At 71.5% G+C, this 16,521-nt stretch carries 16 protein-coding genes; 10 read left to right on the top strand and 6 right to left on the bottom strand.

Going from position 1 to position 16,521, the window contains the following annotated elements; genetic code table 11:
- The first annotated feature begins 4 nt into the window (after positions 1-4).
- The 7 genes from rhaS to ACIP6U_RS00615 all read left to right on the top strand — a co-directional run bounded on the left by rhaS (position 5) and on the right by ACIP6U_RS00615 (position 6,983).
- Positions 5-1,084, top strand: a complete 1,080-nt coding sequence (rhaS, locus tag ACIP6U_RS00645) for a rhamnose ABC transporter substrate-binding protein (RefSeq protein ID WP_401710821.1) — start codon at positions 5-7, stop codon at positions 1,082-1,084.
- A 17-nt stretch (positions 1,085-1,101) separates the two neighbouring features.
- The gene (locus ACIP6U_RS00640) at positions 1,102-1,422 is read left to right on the top strand and encodes an L-rhamnose mutarotase (protein WP_401710818.1); all 321 of its coding nucleotides are present in this window, start codon (positions 1,102-1,104) and stop codon (positions 1,420-1,422) included.
- Complete coding sequence (locus ACIP6U_RS00635) at positions 1,419-2,780, top strand: BNR repeat-containing protein (RefSeq protein ID WP_401710815.1); 1,362 nt, start codon at positions 1,419-1,421, stop codon at positions 2,778-2,780. Before ACIP6U_RS00640 ends, ACIP6U_RS00635 begins: the two co-directional genes overlap by 4 nt.
- Positions 2,781-2,862: 82 nt before the next feature.
- Positions 2,863-3,888, top strand: a complete 1,026-nt coding sequence (locus ACIP6U_RS00630) for a LacI family DNA-binding transcriptional regulator (protein ID WP_401710812.1) — start codon at positions 2,863-2,865, stop codon at positions 3,886-3,888.
- A 101-nt stretch (positions 3,889-3,989) separates the two neighbouring features.
- The gene (locus tag ACIP6U_RS00625) at positions 3,990-5,291 is read left to right on the top strand and encodes an alpha/beta fold hydrolase (protein ID WP_401710809.1); all 1,302 of its coding nucleotides are present in this window, start codon (positions 3,990-3,992) and stop codon (positions 5,289-5,291) included.
- Positions 5,292-5,362: 71 nt separating this feature from the next.
- Entirely contained in the window at positions 5,363-5,992 is a 630-nt protein-coding gene (locus ACIP6U_RS00620) for an FxLYD domain-containing protein (RefSeq protein WP_401710806.1), read from the top strand.
- Between the two features lie 100 nt (positions 5,993-6,092).
- Positions 6,093-6,983 (top strand): sigma-70 family RNA polymerase sigma factor, encoded by an 891-nt coding sequence (locus tag ACIP6U_RS00615; protein ID WP_401710803.1) that lies wholly within the window; start codon positions 6,093-6,095, stop codon positions 6,981-6,983.
- Here the strand turns inward: ACIP6U_RS00615 and ACIP6U_RS00610 are convergent.
- Together ACIP6U_RS00610 and ACIP6U_RS00605 are read right to left on the bottom strand one after the other, a co-directional pair.
- Positions 6,967-8,145, bottom strand: a complete 1,179-nt coding sequence (locus ACIP6U_RS00610) for a serine hydrolase domain-containing protein (RefSeq protein WP_401710800.1) — start codon at positions 8,143-8,145, stop codon at positions 6,967-6,969. The two genes, ACIP6U_RS00615 and ACIP6U_RS00610, sit on opposite strands and share 17 nt — an antisense overlap.
- A 4-nt stretch (positions 8,146-8,149) precedes the next feature.
- On the bottom strand, positions 8,150-8,737 hold the full coding sequence (locus tag ACIP6U_RS00605) for a TetR/AcrR family transcriptional regulator (protein ID WP_401710797.1): 588 nt from the start codon (positions 8,735-8,737) through the stop codon (positions 8,150-8,152).
- A gap of 39 nt (positions 8,738-8,776) precedes the next feature.
- Between ACIP6U_RS00605 and ACIP6U_RS00600 the strand changes: the two genes are divergently transcribed.
- Positions 8,777-9,631: a pentapeptide repeat-containing protein gene (locus tag ACIP6U_RS00600; protein WP_401710795.1), complete on the top strand. Its 855-nt coding sequence runs from the start codon at positions 8,777-8,779 to the stop codon at positions 9,629-9,631.
- Here ACIP6U_RS00600 and ACIP6U_RS00595 read toward each other — a convergent pair.
- Entirely contained in the window at positions 9,599-11,158 is a 1,560-nt protein-coding gene (locus ACIP6U_RS00595; protein WP_401710792.1) for a cytochrome P450, read from the bottom strand. The genes ACIP6U_RS00600 and ACIP6U_RS00595 overlap by 33 nt on opposite strands.
- A gap of 108 nt (positions 11,159-11,266) precedes the next feature.
- Between ACIP6U_RS00595 and ACIP6U_RS00590 the strand changes: the two genes are divergently transcribed.
- Both ACIP6U_RS00590 and ACIP6U_RS00585 read left to right on the top strand, forming a co-directional pair.
- Positions 11,267-11,872: a TetR/AcrR family transcriptional regulator gene (locus ACIP6U_RS00590; protein WP_401710789.1), complete on the top strand. Its 606-nt coding sequence runs from the start codon at positions 11,267-11,269 to the stop codon at positions 11,870-11,872.
- A 97-nt stretch (positions 11,873-11,969) separates the two neighbouring features.
- Complete coding sequence (locus ACIP6U_RS00585; protein ID WP_401710786.1) at positions 11,970-12,695, top strand: DUF2470 domain-containing protein; 726 nt, start codon at positions 11,970-11,972, stop codon at positions 12,693-12,695.
- On the opposite strand, the gene ACIP6U_RS00580 is transcribed toward ACIP6U_RS00585, so the two are convergent.
- From ACIP6U_RS00580 to ACIP6U_RS00570, 3 genes are all read right to left on the bottom strand, one after another.
- Positions 12,663-13,895, bottom strand: coding sequence for a lactonase family protein (locus ACIP6U_RS00580; protein ID WP_401710783.1), 1,233 nt, complete (start codon positions 13,893-13,895; stop codon positions 12,663-12,665). The two genes, ACIP6U_RS00585 and ACIP6U_RS00580, sit on opposite strands and share 33 nt — an antisense overlap.
- Positions 13,896-14,061: 166 nt before the next feature.
- Positions 14,062-15,141, bottom strand: coding sequence for a hypothetical protein (locus ACIP6U_RS00575; protein ID WP_401710780.1), 1,080 nt, complete (start codon positions 15,139-15,141; stop codon positions 14,062-14,064).
- A gap of 53 nt (positions 15,142-15,194) precedes the next feature.
- Positions 15,195-16,466 carry an aromatic acid exporter family protein gene (locus ACIP6U_RS00570; protein ID WP_401710777.1) on the bottom strand — a complete coding sequence of 424 codons (1,272 nt, stop codon included), beginning with the start codon at positions 16,464-16,466 and terminating at the stop codon, positions 15,195-15,197.
- Positions 16,467-16,521 lie beyond the last annotated feature (55 nt).

Genomic DNA, 16,521 nt, shown 5'->3' with positions numbered 1-16,521 from the left:
CGTCATGCGCAAGTCATCGATCCGCCGCTCCTGCGCCGCCCTCGCCGCCACCACCTCCCTCGCGCTCGCCCTGACCGCCTGTGGCGGCACCACCAAGAACGACGTCAAGGACGACGGGGGCTCCGCCGCCACCGCCGGGAAGGCCGACCCGAACGCCGCCCTCAAGAAGGGCCTCACCGTCGGCTTCCTGCCCAAGTCGGTCAACAACCCCTACTTCACCTCCGCCGACAAGGGCGGCGAGAAGGCGCTCACCGAACTGGGCTCCAAGTACAAGGAGGTCGGCACCTCCAGCGCGACCGACACGGCCGGGCAGGTCTCCTACGTCAACACGCTCACCCAGCAGCAGGTGAACGCGATGGCCGTCTCCGCGCAGGACCCGGGCGCCTTGTGCACCGCGCTCAAGCAGGCCATGAAGAACGGCATCAAGGTCGTCACCTACGACTCCGACACCAAGGCCGACTGCCGCAGCGCCTTCGTCTCGCAGGCCAGCGCCGAGGACCTGGGCCGCACCGAGGTGCAGCTGCTCGCCGAACAGATCGGCTACAAGGGCGAGATCGCGATCCTGTCCGCCGCGCAGACCGCGACGAACCAGAACACCTGGATCGACTTCATGAAGGACGAGCTCAAGGACCCCAAGTACAAGGACGTGAAGCTGGTCAAGGTCGCGTACGGCAACGACGACGCCCAGCAGTCCTTCCAGCAGACCCAGGGCCTGCTCCAGGAGTACCCGAACCTGAAGGGGATCATCTCCCCGACCACCGTCGGCATCAAGGCCGCCGCCCAGTACCTGTCCGGCTCCAAGTACAAGGGCAAGGTCAAGCTGACCGGCCTCGGCACCCCGAACGACATGCGCAAGTACGTCAAGAACGGCACCGTCGATGCCTTCGAGCTGTGGGACCCGGCCAAGCTCGGCGACCTCGCCGCCCGCACCGCCGTGGCGTTGGCGTCCGGTCAGATCACCGGCAAGGAGGGCGAGACCTTCAAGGCCGGCGACACCTCGTACACCATCGGCAAGGACGGCGTGATCAACCTCGGCAAGCCGACCGTGTTCGACGCCAAGAACATCGACCAGTTCAACTTCTAGTTTCCGGAAGGTCGTTGATGCAGCGCGTGTGCTTCCTGCTGAAGGTCAGGGCGGACCGCCTCGACGAGTACCGCGAGCGGCACGCCGCCGTGTGGCCCGAGATGCTCGACGCGCTCGCGGCCACCGGCTGGCACAACTACTCGCTCTTCCTGCGCGAGGACGGCCTGCTGGTCGGCTACTTGGAGACCGAGGACTTCGCCGCCGCCCAGGCCGGTATGGAGGCCACCGACGTCAACGCCCGCTGGCAGGCCGAGATGGCGCCGTTCTTCGAGTCACTGGACGGCGCCCGGCCCGACGAGGCGATGACGCCCCTCACGGAGGTGTTCCACCTCTCATGACCGCCGCCGGAAGCGGACTCGCCGCACCCGCCCTCAGCCTGCTCAACCGCACCCGACTGGACACCACCGCCCTCTACTTCGTCTCCTACGACGGGCTGGTCAACAACAACTCGTTCCAGAAGAACGGGCTGTTGACGTACATGGGTCACCAGTACGCGGCCTGGTACACGGCCACCCGTCACGCCGTCATCGCCAGACGCCCGCTGGACGGCTCCAGTTGGTCCACGCTCACCCTCGCCCACACCCTGAAGAGCGACGACTCCCACAACGTCATCTCGATGGGTGTCTCGGAACTGGACGGCCGCCTCCACCTCAACCTCGACTCCCACAGCGACGGCTACTTCTACGCCAAGTCGATCGCGGGCCTCCTCGACAATCCGGCGTCCACGGCCTGGACTTCATCCGTCCTCGGCCCGGTACAGACCTCGCTCGACGGACTCCCGCTCACCTCGCAGTTCACGTACCCGCAGTTCATCGCCACCCCCGAGGGCGCGCTCCAGCTCAGCTATCGGGTCGGCGTCTCCGGCAACGGCCGCAACGCCCTTGCGGAGTACGACGGTTCGCGCTGGACGGAACTGGGGGAGTGGACCGCCTCTACCGGCACGTACACCAGCGCGCACGGCTCCTCCACGGCCCGCAACATGTACCTGCACGGCATCGACTACGACGTCCACGGGCGCCTGCATGCCCTTTTCACCTGGCGTGAGCAGAACGCGGCCGTGATGTGCAATGGGGGCGGTATCACCAACCACGACACGGGCTACGTCACTTCGACCGACCGCGGCCGGACTTGGCGCAACGACGCGGGCACCGTCGTAGGCACGACAGGCGGCTCCGACACCGTGGCCGTCACGGACCGCGGCCTGGTCGTCGACGCCCTCGACCCCGACCACTCCCTCATGAACCAGGAGAGCCAGGCGACCGACTCCACCGGTCTCCCGCACGCGATCATCAGCTACGTCCCAGGCCGCTTCGGGCAGTGCACCACCAACTACGTCGCCGACCGCACCGCGCACGGCCGCGCCTTCCACCTCCGCAAGAACTCCGCCGGCACCTGGCAGAAGACCGAGATCCCGGTCCCGCTCGCCTCCAGCCAGCGCACCAAGCTGGTCCTGGACCGGTACGACAACGCCTACGCGGTCCTCCCCTACGGCCGGATCGCCGGGGCCTCGAAGGCATCCGGGTACACCGACTGGACGTTGCTGCACGACGGCGGCGACCTGAACGCCTTCGGTGAGGTCGTCGTCGACGAGACGCGGGTGCGGGCCGACAACGTCCTGTCGTTCATGTACCAGGAGAAGTCGAGCGGTACGACACCCTCGGCGCTCCATGTCGTCGACTTCGCGTTGCCCGCGTGACCGGGCCGGATGTGCGCGGTGATGACGGTAATGTGAAGGTCTTCTTTCCGCCCTCCCGAGTACCCCTGGAGGTCCCTGCCTGATGGCCCAGTCGGTGGGTATCAAGGACGTCGCCCGCGTCGCCGGAGTCTCGGTCGGCACGGTCTCGAACGTCATCAACCGCCCGGACACGGTCGCGACCGAGACCCGGGCGCGCGTGCTGTCCGCGATCGACCGGCTCGGTTACGTCCGCAGCGAGTCCGCGCGCCAGTTGCGCGCGGGCCGCAGCCGCATCATGGGACTGCTCGTCCTGGACATGGGCAACCCGTTCTTCGTCGACGTGGCGCGCGGCGCCGAGCGCGCCGCCCGCGAGGCGGGCCTCGGCGTGATGGTCTGCAACAGCGCCCAGAGCGCCAGCGAGGAGGCCGACTACCTGTCCCTCTTCGCCGAGCAGCGGGTGCGGGGCGTCCTGTTCACCCCCGCCGACGCGACCGGCCGCAACATCGAGTCGTTCCGGCGGCACAACATCCCCTTCGTGCTGGTCGACCGGGTCGCCGAGGGCACCACCGAGTGCTCCGTCTCGGTGGACGACGTGGCGGGCGGCGCGCTCGCCGTACGCCATCTGGTCGACGCCGGACACCGCTCCATCGCCTACGTCAGCGGCCCGCCCGGCCTCAACCAGGTCCGCGACCGCCGCACCGGCGCACTGAACGCCCTTGCCGAGGCGGGCCTGGGCCCCGAGAACCTGCGCGAGCTGCCCACCGAACGTCTCGACGTGGCCGCCGGACGGGACGCGGGCGCCCGGCTGCTCGGCCTCGCAGACCGCCCCACCGCCGTCTTCTGCGCCAACGACCTGCTCGCCCTCGGCGTCCTCCAGGCCATGTTCGCGGCCGGCGTCTCGGTCCCCGACGACCTCGCGATCGTCGGCTACGACGACATCGAGTTCGCCGCCGCCGCGGCCGTCCCGCTCACCTCCGTCCGCCAGCCCGCCGTCACCCTGGGCGCCCTCGCCGCCGAACTCCTCCTGGAGGAGACGGAGGCCGAGAACGGCTTGGTGCAGCACGAACACCGACGGGTCGTCCTCCAGCCCGAACTGGTCGTGCGCAGATCCAGTCTGTCCGCCCGCTGATCGCGCGTTCAGTACGATTTCATGATCCCGGGGGGTGTTGGCCGCAGGATCATGTGCTGAACTGGGACGCGGTCCACAACCCGTACGTCCCAGGAGCCCCGTTGACCGCCACGTACCGCCAGCCCGGCGTCGTCCTCACCGACCGCCGCTTCACCGTGCCCCTCGACCACGACGACCCGGCCGGGGAGACGATCGAGCTCTACGCCCGTGAGGTCGTCGGCAGCGACAAGGCGCACCAGAACCTGCCGTGGCTGCTCTACCTCCAGGGCGGCCCGGGCTTCGGGGCGAACCGTTTCGTGGGACGGCAGGCCTGGCTCGACCGGGCGCTGAAGGAGTTCCGGGTCCTGCTCCTGGACCAGCGCGGCACCGGCCACTCCACGCCCGCCACCCGCCAGACCCTTCCGCTGCGCGGCGGCCCCGCGGAGCAGGCCGACTACCTCACGCACTTCCGCGCCGACTCGATCGTCCGCGACTGCGAGGCGATCCGCGCCGAGGTCACCGGCGGCGCGCCCTGGACCGTCCTCGGCCAGAGCTTCGGCGGTTTCTGCGCGGTGCACTACCTCTCCAGCGCTCCCGAGGGCCTGACCGCCGCCGTGATCACCGGCGGCCTGCCCTCGCTGGACGCGCACGCCGACGACGTCTACCGGGCGGCCTACCCACGTATCGAGCGCAAGGTCGCCGCGCACTACGCGCGTTACCCGCAGGACGTCGAGCGGGCCCGCCGCATCGCCGACCACCTCCTCGCGCACGACGTGACCCTGCCGAACGGCTACCGCCTCACCGTCGAGGCCTTCCAGACCCTCGGCATCGTCCTCGGCGGCAGCGAGGGCAGCCACCGACTGCACTACCTCCTGGAACACGCCTTCGTCCGCACCCCGCAGGGCCCGGCCCTCTCGGACGCCTTCCAGGACGAGGTCCAGGCCCAGCTCTCGTACGCCGGACACCCCCTGTACGCCCTCGTCCACGAGTCGGTCTACGCCCAGGACGAGCGCCCCACCGCATGGTCGGCCGAGCGCGTCCGCGGGGAGTACCCGCAGTTCGATGCGGCCAAGGCCCTGGCCGGCGACGGCCCGCTGCTGTTCACCGGAGAAACGATCCACCCCTGGATGTTCGACAACGACCCCGCCCTGCGCCCGCTCCGCGAGACCGCCGAACTCCTCGCCGCCCGCACCGACTGGACGCCCCTGTACGACCCCGCCCGCCTCGCCGCCAACGAGGTCCCGGTCGCGGCGGCGGTCTACCACGACGACATGTACGTCGACGCGACCCACTCCCTGGAGACCGCCCGCGCGATCCGCGGACTGCGCACCTGGGTCACCGACGAGTTCGAACACGACGGCGTCAGGGCCGGCGGGCCGCGGGTCCTGGATCGACTGCTGGCGCTGACGCGCGACGAGGTGTGACGACACCGAAACCGACATAAGGTTCATTTCGTCGGTCCGTCGTTCCCTGTCGCGCGAGAGGACACCACGCGATGCGTACGAGGTCAGCCCGCCCGGAGCGCCGAACGGGACGAGCCCGGGCGGTCGCCCTGGCCCTGGCGGCCACTCTGGCGGGTGCGGCCCTGGTGTCGTGCAGCAGTGACGGCGACGGCGACGGTGATTCCTCGGCCACGCCGACGGCACCCGACACGGCCTCCTTCTCCGGCAACACGCCCTCCGCCCTGGAGTCGAAGGCCGCGTCGGCCGTCGCGTCGGCCCGCGCCTCCGCCTCGGCCCGCGAAGCATCCGCCTCCGCCGCCGCGTCCTCCTTCGAGGCCTCCGTCTCGGCCGAGGTCGAGCGGGCCAACAAGGCCGCCCGGAACGCGCTGAAGGACGTGAAGGGACGCGGCAACGCACTGTCCGAGGTCGCGATGACCGGCAAGGCGCGCGCCAGCACCGACGGCCTGCTCGCCGTCGTCGTCTCCATCACCAACAAGACCGACCACAAGGCCTCGTACGCCGTCCAGGTCGACTTCCTCGACTCGGCCGGCAAGACGGTCGAGACCCGATACGTCGGCGCGGAGAACCTCGCACCCGGGGAACGGGCCCAGCCGATCGCCATCAGCCGCAAGCCGCCGAAGCCGGTGCTGACGCCGAAGCTGGTCAAGGCGCAGCGCTACTGAGGTCATGCAAGGGCGGGGGGCACGGGCGCTGTTTCGAGCCGTTCGGGTCGTGATTGGATGATCACATCGTCCGTACGATCCAGACCGCGACGGGGGCGGAATGAACGAGACGGAACTGCTGGCCGACCGCTTCGAGGAGCACCGCGGGCGGCTGAAGGCGGTGGCGTACCGCATGCTCGGCTCGACGGCCGAGGCGGAGGACGCCGTCCAGGAGACGTGGGTCAAGCTGAGCCGCACCGAGGCGGACGACATCCGCAACCTCGGCGGCTGGCTGACCACCGTGGTCGGCCGGGTCTGTCTGGACCTGCTGCGCTCGCGGAACCTGCGGCGCGAGGAGCCGATCGACGACACCTTCGTCCCGGACCCGGTGATCAGGCCGCTGTCGCAGATCGACCCGGAGCAGGAGGTGCTCCAGGCGGACTCGGTGGGGCTGGCCCTGCTGGTGGTGCTGGAGACCCTGGAGCCGGCCGAGCGACTGGCGTTCGTCCTGCACGACATGTTCGCCGTGCCCTTCGACGACATCGCGCCGATCGTGGAGCGCAGTTCGGCGGCCACCCGGCAGCTGGCGAGCCGGGCCCGGCGCCGCGTGCGGGGCGCCACACCGTCGGCGGAACCCGACCTCGGCCGGCAGCGACAGGTCGTCGACGCCTTCATGGCCGCCGCCCGCGCCGGTGACTTCGAGGCACTGGTCTCGGTCCTCGACCCGGACATCGTGCTGCGCGTCGACTCCGGCACCCTGGTGGGCGGCGCGGCCGCCTCCAAGCTGGTGCGCGGCGCCAGGAGCGTGGCCGAACAGGCAATGATGTTCCGGCAGTTCACGCCGCTGTCCCGGGTGGTCCTGGTCAACGACACGGTCGGCCTGGTCAACGTCGTCGAGGGCCGGGCGCTCGCCGTCATGGGCCTCACCGTCGTCGACGGCAGGATCGCCGAGATGCACATCCTGGCCGACCCGGACCGCCTCGCCCGCCTCGACCTCACCGCGCTGGACTGACCGTCACGGCACCATGCAGGGCCGTCAGCAGATCCAACGGCCGACGGTCGGGAAAGTCCCCACGGACCAGATTCATCGTGTACGAGAATCCGACGCGCTCTCCCGGCCAGGCACCGTGCCGGGAGCCGCCGAAGCCCGCGTGCCCGAACGTGTCCTGCGGCGGCCCGAACAGGGCCAGGTCGGTGCGGAGTTCGTAGCCCGCGCCGTACGCCATCGGGCTGCCCCACAGAGGTGAGGTGCCGCGCCGCAGCTCCCGGCGGCCGAGGCCGACGGTCGCCTCCTTGAGCACACGGACGCCGTCCAGTTCACCGCCCCGCGCGAGACAGGCGTAGAAGCGGGCCATCGAACGGGCCGTCACATGCGCGCCGACGGCGGGGATCCGGGCCCTGCGGAAGGCGGCGCTGTTCCAAAGGGCCGGTGCGTCGGGGGTGGTGAGGGGATTGCGGGTCAGGACGCGCAACGGATCGTCGTCGTCACCGACCTGCGGTACCAGGACGCCGGGGCCCGCGAGCGTCGTCGAGGCCCGGCCGCGCTCCTCGTCCGGCAGGCCCAGCCAGACGTCCAGACCGAGCGGACCGGCGAACTCCTCGGCGAAGAAGGCCCCCACCGTCCGCCCGTCGACCCGGCGCACCAACTCGCCCGTCAACCAGCCCCACGTCAGCGCGTGGTAGATGAACCCGGCCCGCGGATCAGCGGACGGCGCCTGCGCGGCCAGCAGGCTCGCCATGTGCTCGGGGTCCAGCAACTCCTGTGTGCTGAACGGCTGTTGCACACCCGGCAGCCGGGCCTGGTGGGAGAGGATCTCGCCGACCGTGATCCGGTCCTTGCCGGCGGCGGCGAACTCCGGCCAGTAGTGGGCGGCTGGGGTGTCCAGGTCCAGTTGCCCGCGCTCGACGAGCAGCAGGACGCAGGCGGCCGTCAGCCCCTTGGCGCCCGAGAACACCAGCTGAAGGGTGTCGGCACGCCAGGGGCGTCCCGTCGCCGGATCGGCGGTGCCGCCCCACAGGTCGACGACGAGTTCGCCGTCCCGGTACGCGGCGAACGCGGCGCCCGTCTCGCCGTATCGCTCGAAGTTGCCGGCGAAGACCTGGGCCACCGGCTCGTATCCGGGTGCCGTCCATCCTTCGACGCCGTCGGGCGCGGGGAGAGCCTCGGTCGTCATCGCCTCACACCCCCTCGGCCGCGAGCAGGGTGAGGGCCGCCCGTTTGGCGTCCTGTGCCGCAAGGCCGTCCGGGTCGTGGTGGTCCGCGACGACCGTGGCGCCCTCCAGCAGGATCAGCAACTGCCGTCCCAGGCGCTCCGGTTCGGGTGCTCCGGCGCGCTCGGCGATGCTCGTCAGCAGGTCCTGGTAGCGGCCCAGGTGGCGGTCGGCGGCCGGGGCGGCCGGTGGTGCGTGGTGCTGGGTCGCGGCGTTGACGATCGCGCAGCCGCGGAAGCCGGGTTGGCGGTACCAGTCGCCCAAAGCGTCGAAGAGCGCCGCCAGTTGGGCGCGCGGGTCGGCGCCCGCCGCCTCGACCGTGGCCGTGAGCCAGTGCACGACTCGGTCGCTGCGGGCCGTGAGTACTGCCTCCACGAGGCCGTCCTTGGAGCCGAAGTGCCGGTAGAGCGTCTCCTTGGAGGCGCCCACCGCGCGGCACAGCTCGGCCACTCCGACGCCGTCCAGACCGCGCTCGTAGAAGATCTCGGTCGCCGAGGCGAGGAGCGCCGCGCGGGTGCGCTCCGGATCGAGGGTCGTGCCTTTCGGTACGGGCATGCGGAAGATGGTACCGATCGGTTCGATGATGGTCCAGAGATGGGGGCCCGCCTCGATAAACTGGTCTTCGTGCCAGATCAGACAGTGGAACCGACCGAACTGCGCGCCGACTGCGGGCGGTGCTTCGGGCTGTGCTGTGTCGCGCTGCCCTTCGCCCGCTCCACGGACTTCGCGATCGACAAGAAGGCCGGCAGTCCGTGCCCGAACCTGCGGGAGGACCACCGGTGCGGGATCCACGCCCGGCTGCGGCAGGAGGGGTTCAACGGCTGCACGGTCTACGACTGCTTCGGCGCCGGGCAGAAGATCTCCCAGGTCACCTTCGGCGGGCGGGACTGGCGTGAGGGGTCGAAGGAGGACGCCCGGCAGATGTTCGACGTCTTCCCGGTCGTCCGGCAACTGCACGAACTGCTCTGGTACCTCACCGAGGCGCTGACCCTCCCGGCCGCCCGTCCGGTCCACGCCGATCTGCGCCGGCTGCTGGAGCGGACCGAGGAGCACACCCGCCGCCCGCCGGAGGAGCTGACCGCGCTGGACGTCGGCGCGCACCGGCAGGAGGTCAACGTCCTGCTGCTGAAGACCAGCGACCTGGTGCGTGCGGGCGTCCGTGGCCGCAAGAAGGAGCGCCGGGGCGCTGACCTGATGGGGGCCCGGCTCAAGGGCGCCGATCTGCGCGGCGCGAACTTCCGCGGCGCCTACCTCATCGCCGCCGACCTGACCGGTGCCGATCTGCGCGAGGCGGACATGATCGGCGCCGACCTGCGCGACGCCGACCTCACCGACGCGGACCTGACCGGCGCCTTCTTCCTCACCCAGCCCCAGGTCAACGCGGCCCGGGGGAGCGCGGGGACCCGGCTGCCGGGCTCAGTCACCCGTCCCGTGCACTGGACACCGTAGATCCGGTGACGACGGGTCGTCCGATGTCGGCGACTCGTCCGGTGCCGGCGCGGCCGACGCGCTCGCCGTCCGCCGGTCCAGGTGCAGCCGCAGTCCGTCCGGCATCAGCGTCAGTCGCTCGGTCACGCGCAGCCGGTAGTCCGGGTCGGGCCGTAGCTCGTAGCGGCGCAGCAGCAGGCCCAGCACCAGCGTGGCCTCGTGCAGCGCGAACTGCCGCCCGATGCACGCCCGCGCGCCCGTCCCGAACGGCTTGAAGGTGTGCGGGACCCGGGAGCGTACGGACTTCGGGTCGAAGCGGTCGGGGTCGAAGCGTTCGGCGTCGGCGCCCCACACCTCCGGATCGCGGTGCAGCATCGCCGTGAGGACCAGCGCCCACGCGCCGCGCCGCATCGGATGGCCGCCCGCAAGGACCGTGTCCTCGCGGGCCTCCCGGGCGAAGGCCGGCGCCGTCGGCCACAACCGCAGCGCCTCGTCCAACACCCGCCGCACATAACGCAACTTGGCCACCTGGTCGTACCCCGGCACCTCGGCGTCGCCCCAGACGGCGTCCACCTCGGCCCGCGCCCGTGCGGCGACCTCGGGGTGCAGGGAGAGGTAGTGCAGGGCGAAGGAGAGCGCGCCCGAGGTCGTCTCGTGCCCGGCCACCAGGAACGTGATGACCTGCCGCCGGACGTTCTCCGCGGACAGCCGCTCGCCGGTCTCCGGACGGACTGTCTCCAGCATCCGGTCGAGCAGGTCACCGTCACCGTCGGCGTCCGACGCACGGCGGGCCTGGACCAGCCCATCGACCGTGCGGTTGAGATACGAGATGTCGGCCGCGTTGCGCCGGGAAGCACCCCGCAGCAGGTACGGAGCCAGCGGCGAGGGCACGGTGTTGAGCCGTTGCGCGTAGGTGAGCGTGCCGACCATCGCGGAGACGAAGGGGTGCGGCCGGGAGCGCTCGAAGGACCCGAAGTCGTGCCCGAACCCGGTGCGCGCGATGGTCTCAAGCGTCAGCTTGGTCATGTCACCGGGCACGTCCACCGCCCGCCCCGCCGTCAGCTCGCGGTCCCAGTGGTCGGTGAGCCGCCCGGCCACCGCCAGCATCATCGGGTGGTAGGCCGCCATGGCCTCCCGGCTGAAACCCGGCGCCAGGACGTCGTGCGCCAACTGCCAGTTCGGCTCGTGGTTGTACGCCGTGAACAGCCCGTCACCGGCCACCGGCCGCAGATTGGCGATCCCGAGACCGACGTGCTTGGCGAAGCGCGACTCGTCCGCCATGTCGGCCGCGGGCTCGGCGCCCCACACGAACACGAACTCCTTGCCGAAGGCCTTGCGCCGGAACACCGGGCCCAACTGCCGGGCGTAGCGCAGGGTGTCCTGGAGCGGGGTGCGCCGGCTGGCGCCGATCACGTCACCGAGGAAGGGGACCCGGCGCGGCGGATGCGGGATGCGGCGCAGCTCAGGCCAGCCCTGCTCGGCGCTGCGGAAACCCTTCGGGAGTCCGTTCCCGCCCGTCGGCCTCGTCTCCGTGTCCGTCTCCGCCATGACGCGATCTCCCTTGATGCAGCGGCAGGTTGAGCATGTTGTACGTGGGTTCAATAGCGCGATTCAGTCTGATCCCCTTGTTGAACTCGCGTCAAGTAAAGTGCGGGGATGGTCGCGAAGCAGGGTGAGCGCACGCGCCGCCGACTCAGCACCGAGGCGCGCAGGGAGCAGCTGCTGTCGGTCGGTGCGCGGCTGTTCTCGGAGAGTCCCTACGACGAGGTCTGGATCGAGCAGGTCGCCGAGATCGCCGGGGTCTCGCGCGGACTGCTCTACCACTACTTCCCGACGAAGCGGGACTTCTTCGCGGCCGTCGTCGAGCGCGAGAGCGAGCGCATGCTCCAGATGACGGCGGCCGTGCCCGGGGTGCCGGCGCGCGAGCAGCTCACCGCCGGGCTCGACACCTATCTGACGTACGTGGAGGCGCACGCCCACGGCTTCCGTGCCTTTCACCGCGCCGACGCGGCCGGCGACCAGGCCGTACGGCGCGTCTATCAGCGGGCGTTGGCGGCCCAGGAGCGGCAGATCCTGCTGGCCCTCGCCGCGGACCCGGAGTTCGGCCCGCTCTTCGAGCAACGTCCCGTCGTCCGGCTCGCGGTCCGCGGCTGGCTGGCCTTCACGACCGCCGTGTGCCTGGAGTGGCTGCGGGACTCGGAGTTGACGCGGGAGCAGGTGCGGGACCTGTGTGCCCGGGCCCTGCTGGGAGTCATCGCCTAGAGGGAATCGCCCGGGGGACGCGCCGAGTGCGCCCCCATGGTTGGCGTGCGCCCCGATCTTCGGTAAGTTAGGCAAGGCTTACCTAAGGAGGTTCGGAATGGGTGACAGCCAGGCCTGGACGGCCGCGCCCCCCGCCGCGGAACGCGCCCGCTCGGTGCTCGCCGCCGCGTGGTCCTGCGCGGTGACGGGGGAGGGCGGCCGCGAGGAGTTCGTCGGCGCGCACACCGTGACCGACGACGGCCGGGTGCTGGTGCAGGTGCCCGAGGACAGCGCGCTCAACGCGGCCGCGATCTGCGCGCCCCGCGGCGAGCCGTCCGCCGTCCTGGAGTTCGCCGACGTCGCGCCCGTCCCGGTCCGCAACCGTATCCGCGCCAGGCTCTGGCTCGCGGGGTACTTCGTCCCTGAGGACGGCCAACTCGCCTTCCAGGCAACGCGCGTGGTGCTGCGCCCGCCGACCGGCGCGGTCGTCGTCGCCCTCGACGAGTTCGCCGCCGCCGCGCCCGACCCGCTCGCCGGCGCCGAGGCCCGGCTGCTGACACACCTCGCCGACTGCCACGCCGACGCCGTCGAGCGCCTCACCCGGCTCGTCGACCGCGACAGCCTGCACGGCGCGGTCCGCGTCCAGCCCCTCGCCGTGGACCGGCACGGACTCACCCTGCGCATCGAACGCAACCGCACCCACGGCGACGTACGACTGCCGTTCCACAAGCCCGCCGACGACGTCGGACAGCTCACGGAGCGCATGCACGTTCTGCTCACGCAGGCCGGCAACGCGTCCTGCCCGCGCCCGCTACAGCGGCAGCGCACAGACGGCGACGGGTGAGGCGAACGGCGCGCCGGTGAGCCGGAGTTCACCGCTGTCCCCGTCGACGTGGAAGACGCTGACCGTGCCCGACTTCTGGTTCGCGGCGAACAGCAGCGTCCCGTCCGGCGAGAGGGCGATCTGCCTCGGGAAGTCGCCGGACACCGGGACCGTGTCGAGCAACCGCAGTCGCGCGCCGTCCGCCTCCACGATGTAGCGCGCCAGGCTGTTGTGCCCCCGGTTGGCCAGGTAGGCGAAGGCGCCGTTCGGCGTGACCAGGATCTGCGCCGGGTAGTTGGTGCCCGAACCCGAGCCGGTGGACTGCGGCGCGCCGATCGTGAGACGGCCGCTGGACGGGTCGTAGCCGCACACCGCGACCGTGTCGTCGACCTCGTTCGCCAAGTAGGCGTACCGCCCGCCGGGGTGGAAGGTCAGATGGCGCGGACCGGCACCCGCGCGGGTCTGCGCGCGGGACGTCTCGGTGAGCTTGCCGGTGCTCTCGTCCAGTCGGTAGGTGTAGACGGTGTCGGTTCCCAGGTCCACGGCGAGCACATGGCCGCCGTCCGGGCCGGTGACGAACTGGTGGGCGTGCGGGCCCTGTTGGCCCGGTCCGGGCGCGGGGCTTGAGTGCGTGACCAGGTCGGTGCGCTCACCGAGCGCGCCCGCGCCGTCGATCGGGTGCACGGCCACGCTGCCCGAGGTGTAGTTCGCGCTCAGCAGCCACTTGCCGCTCGGGTGCACGGAGAGATGGCAGGGCCCCGCCCCGCCCGTACCGCGGCTGCCCAGGACCTTGCGGTCGGCGAGGCGTACGGCGGTCACGGCGCCGGCCTCGCGCTCGTTCACCGCGTACAGGGTGCGGCCGTCGGGGTGCACGGCGAGGTACGAGGGATCGGCGACACCGGTGATCGTGCCCGTACCGGTGATCTTTCCGGTCGCGGAGTCGTAGGTGGCGAGGCCGATGCCCTTGCCGCCGCCGGCGACGGAGGTGTAGGTGCCGAGGTAGAGGGGGCGGGGGCCGACGGGCTCCGGCGCGGGTCGCTGCCCGGTGGCCGGCTGATCCTTCTGGGCCACCGCCCGGTCGGGGGTCGTCACGGCGGACGTCGGTGTGGATCTGGGCGGGGCCGGCGCGGGCAGCGCTGTCACGGCGGCCGCTCCCGCGAGCGCGCCCACGAAACGGCGCCTGCTCCAGCCGCCGTTCGTCGCTCCGGTCCCACTGCTCATGTCCGCACCTCAGGTGATCGGTCGTCCCGGTCGTGACAGCCACCTTGACGTGGACCACCCGGCACATGCAAGAACGGCACCGGGCGTTGCGTGGAGTGCAACGCCCGGACGGGCCGCGGGAGTGTCCGCGCCGTGCGAAATGACGCGTTCCGTGAAACGTCGTGGTCTACCAGTCGCCGTCCTTCACCGGCTTGCCCGGCGCGTCGCCCAGCGGTTGTACCTGGTGCGGAGCGGGCGGTTCCCAGGGCTCGTGGTCGTCGCCCAGCCAGTCGCCGACCGGCTTCACGCCCTCCAGCGTGTCCGTGGGAGCCAGATCCTGTGCGTCCTGGTCGTAGTAGTCGTACCAAGGCAGCCCCGCGCGCGTGTATGCCGCCCGGTCCACCGGCGACGGCGGGGGAGCCTCGCCGGTGATGCGGCGCCACTCGGGAGGCGTCACCAGATGGACGAAGACGCGCCCGGCGGGCTCCGGGGCCCAGTCCTTGAGCGGCCGGTCGTCCGTGTAGACCTCCTGCCGCATCGAGCCGCCGACGCCGAGACCCATCGCCGTGGCGGTCTTCCGCCGGGCCGCCGCCGCAGCCGGCGCGCCACTGGGAGCGGGTGCCGCCATGGGCATCGCGGCGCCGTATCCCCCCTCATCCATGGGCATCGCCGCGCCGTAACCCCCGGCCGCCATGGGCATCGACGGCGGCCGTTCCGCCCGGCGCCGCTCCGCTGCCCGCCACGCGGCCAGCTGCTTCTCCTTCAGCGAGAAGGACTGAAGCTGTACGCCGCCCCAGACCTCCTCGCCCGTCACCTGGCCCTCGACGGTCGCACCCAGGCCCAGCGGCACCGCCACGAACTGGCGGACCGTGCCCTTGCCCGAGTTGATGCCGTCCAGCCAGGGCTGGCGAGGCAGTACCACGTAGTTCTGCGGCTTCCGCGCCAGCCGGTCGCTCCACGGCTTCCCGGAGACCGCGCACACCTTGCCGACCCCGACCTGGAGGGCGGCCGGCTCCGTCGTGCCGCCGAAGCTCAGCCACATCGCCTCGCGCAGATACACCGGCAGCATCACACCGCCTCGCGCACGCCACTCCTCGGGCACGGTGTCGGGGAAGTCGGCGACCCGTCGGACCGGGAACTCGCCGAGGCCCGGCGGCAGGGGATGGGTGCCCGTCTCGGGCAGTCGCAGGGTACGGATGAACCGCACCGCCACTCCGCCCGGCAGCCGCAGTGTGTTCCCGTCGATCCGCACGGTGCTGTCGGTCATCCGCCGCCCCCTCGTAGCCGGTGCCGGAAACGTACGCCGCCCCGGTGACTTCGTCACCTAGAACGACGGCCGGTACCGGGACGGTTCCGGCGCAGCGCGTCCGGAACGCGCGGCAGGTCGGAATCGTGGAGTGCCTCCTGGAGCCGGGTCAGCCGCGGCATGCGCTCGCGCTGCTCCTGGGAGACGCGGTCCAGCTCCTCAAGGAGCCGGCGCGAGCGGTGCTCGGTGTCCAGTTCGTCGAGGGTGCGGTTGACCTCGGTCAGTACGGCGCCGTACAGCTGCCAGGTCCGGGCGTCGCGCTGGACCTCCTCCAGGAGCAGCAGGGCCAGCTTGTCGCGGGTGGCCGAGGCCTGGCGCAGCTCGGCGGCGAGCCGGGCCTCCGCCGACTCCGCGCTCTTGCTGACGTCGGAGGTGACCAGCACGGCGAAGCTGACCACGGCGTCGCCGACCTCGCACAGCAACCGCTCCACCACGGCGCCCGTCTCGGCCGGGAACAGCCGCTCGGGTTCGCGTTCCTTCGCGAGGTCGGTCAGGGTGCGGGCCAGCACCCGCAGCACCACCGTGCAGATCTCCAGCGTGTCCAGCCCCGTGCGCAGCACCACCCGGTGCAGCAGCCCCTCACGCACGCGTGGATTGAGCCGCAGGCTGTCCTCGGCCTGCCGCAGCGCCGCGTCCACGTCGATGATGTCGTGGTCGAGCCGGCGCGCCTCGTGCAGGCGCTGGGTCGCGAGCTCCACCGGCGTACGCCCCGCGGCCTCCTCGCCCATCCGCAGCATCAGCCGCCGTACCCGCCGGGCAAGGCCCTCGATCGACTCGCCCGCCTCCTCCACCCACACCGGTGGTGCGAGGAGCAGGTTGCATCCGAGCCCGACGACCGCGCCGATCAGTGTCTCGACCACCCGCGCCCAGGCCGTGTCCCCGACGGTCGTCACCCCGAGCACCAGCATCGCGCTGATCGCCACCTCGGGCACGTACTCGTTGACCCGCACCAGGCGCCCCACCACCAGCGAGGCCAGGATCAGCAGCGCGAGACTCCACCAGGTCAGGCCCACCAGGAGGCTGAAGGCGATCGCCACGAGCACACCGGCGACGACGGCGTTCACGCGCCGGATGCCGTTGGTGAGCGTGGCGTACAGGGTGACCTGGACGACCAGCAGGGCCGTCAGCGGGGCGGTGAGCGGCGCCGGCTCGGGGCTCAGGCGCAGGGCGACGACGTAGGCGACCGTCGCCGCGACCGCCGATCGCAGCGTCTGCACGACCACGGGGTCCCTGCGACGCTTCACGAAGCGCACGAGGGACGCCCTCCACTCACGTACATCACGCATCCTCGGGCCCTTCCCCTTCTACCTTCGCATCGAACCCGTGATCGCGACCGGACAG

The sequence above is a fragment of the Streptomyces sp. NPDC088794 genome, from assembly GCF_044750545.1.
GTDB lineage: Bacteria > Actinomycetota > Actinomycetes > Streptomycetales > Streptomycetaceae > Streptomyces.
Note: the sequence above shows the minus strand (reverse complement) of the source record. Positions and strands in the feature narration are given on the sequence as shown.

Coding starts and splice junctions, on each gene's coding strand:
- rhaS (WP_401710821.1), top strand. CDS start 5: ATGCGCAAGTCATCGATCCGCCGCTCCTGCGCCGCCCTCGCCGCCACC.
- ACIP6U_RS00640 (WP_401710818.1), top strand. CDS start 1,102: ATGCAGCGCGTGTGCTTCCTGCTGAAGGTCAGGGCGGACCGCCTCGAC.
- ACIP6U_RS00635 (WP_401710815.1), top strand. CDS start 1,419: ATGACCGCCGCCGGAAGCGGACTCGCCGCACCCGCCCTCAGCCTGCTC.
- ACIP6U_RS00630 (WP_401710812.1), top strand. CDS start 2,863: ATGGCCCAGTCGGTGGGTATCAAGGACGTCGCCCGCGTCGCCGGAGTC.
- ACIP6U_RS00620 (WP_401710806.1), top strand. CDS start 5,363: ATGCGTACGAGGTCAGCCCGCCCGGAGCGCCGAACGGGACGAGCCCGG.
- ACIP6U_RS00615 (WP_401710803.1), top strand. CDS start 6,093: ATGAACGAGACGGAACTGCTGGCCGACCGCTTCGAGGAGCACCGCGGG.
- ACIP6U_RS00610 (WP_401710800.1), bottom strand. CDS start 8,145: ATGACGACCGAGGCTCTCCCCGCGCCCGACGGCGTCGAAGGATGGACG.
- ACIP6U_RS00605 (WP_401710797.1), bottom strand. CDS start 8,737: ATGCCCGTACCGAAAGGCACGACCCTCGATCCGGAGCGCACCCGCGCG.
- ACIP6U_RS00600 (WP_401710795.1), top strand. CDS start 8,777: ATGGGGGCCCGCCTCGATAAACTGGTCTTCGTGCCAGATCAGACAGTG.
- ACIP6U_RS00595 (WP_401710792.1), bottom strand. CDS start 11,158: ATGGCGGAGACGGACACGGAGACGAGGCCGACGGGCGGGAACGGACTC.
- ACIP6U_RS00590 (WP_401710789.1), top strand. CDS start 11,267: ATGGTCGCGAAGCAGGGTGAGCGCACGCGCCGCCGACTCAGCACCGAG.
- ACIP6U_RS00585 (WP_401710786.1), top strand. CDS start 11,970: ATGGGTGACAGCCAGGCCTGGACGGCCGCGCCCCCCGCCGCGGAACGC.
- ACIP6U_RS00580 (WP_401710783.1), bottom strand. CDS start 13,895: ATGAGCAGTGGGACCGGAGCGACGAACGGCGGCTGGAGCAGGCGCCGT.
- ACIP6U_RS00575 (WP_401710780.1), bottom strand. CDS start 15,141: ATGACCGACAGCACCGTGCGGATCGACGGGAACACACTGCGGCTGCCG.
- ACIP6U_RS00570 (WP_401710777.1), bottom strand. CDS start 16,466: ATGCGTGATGTACGTGAGTGGAGGGCGTCCCTCGTGCGCTTCGTGAAG.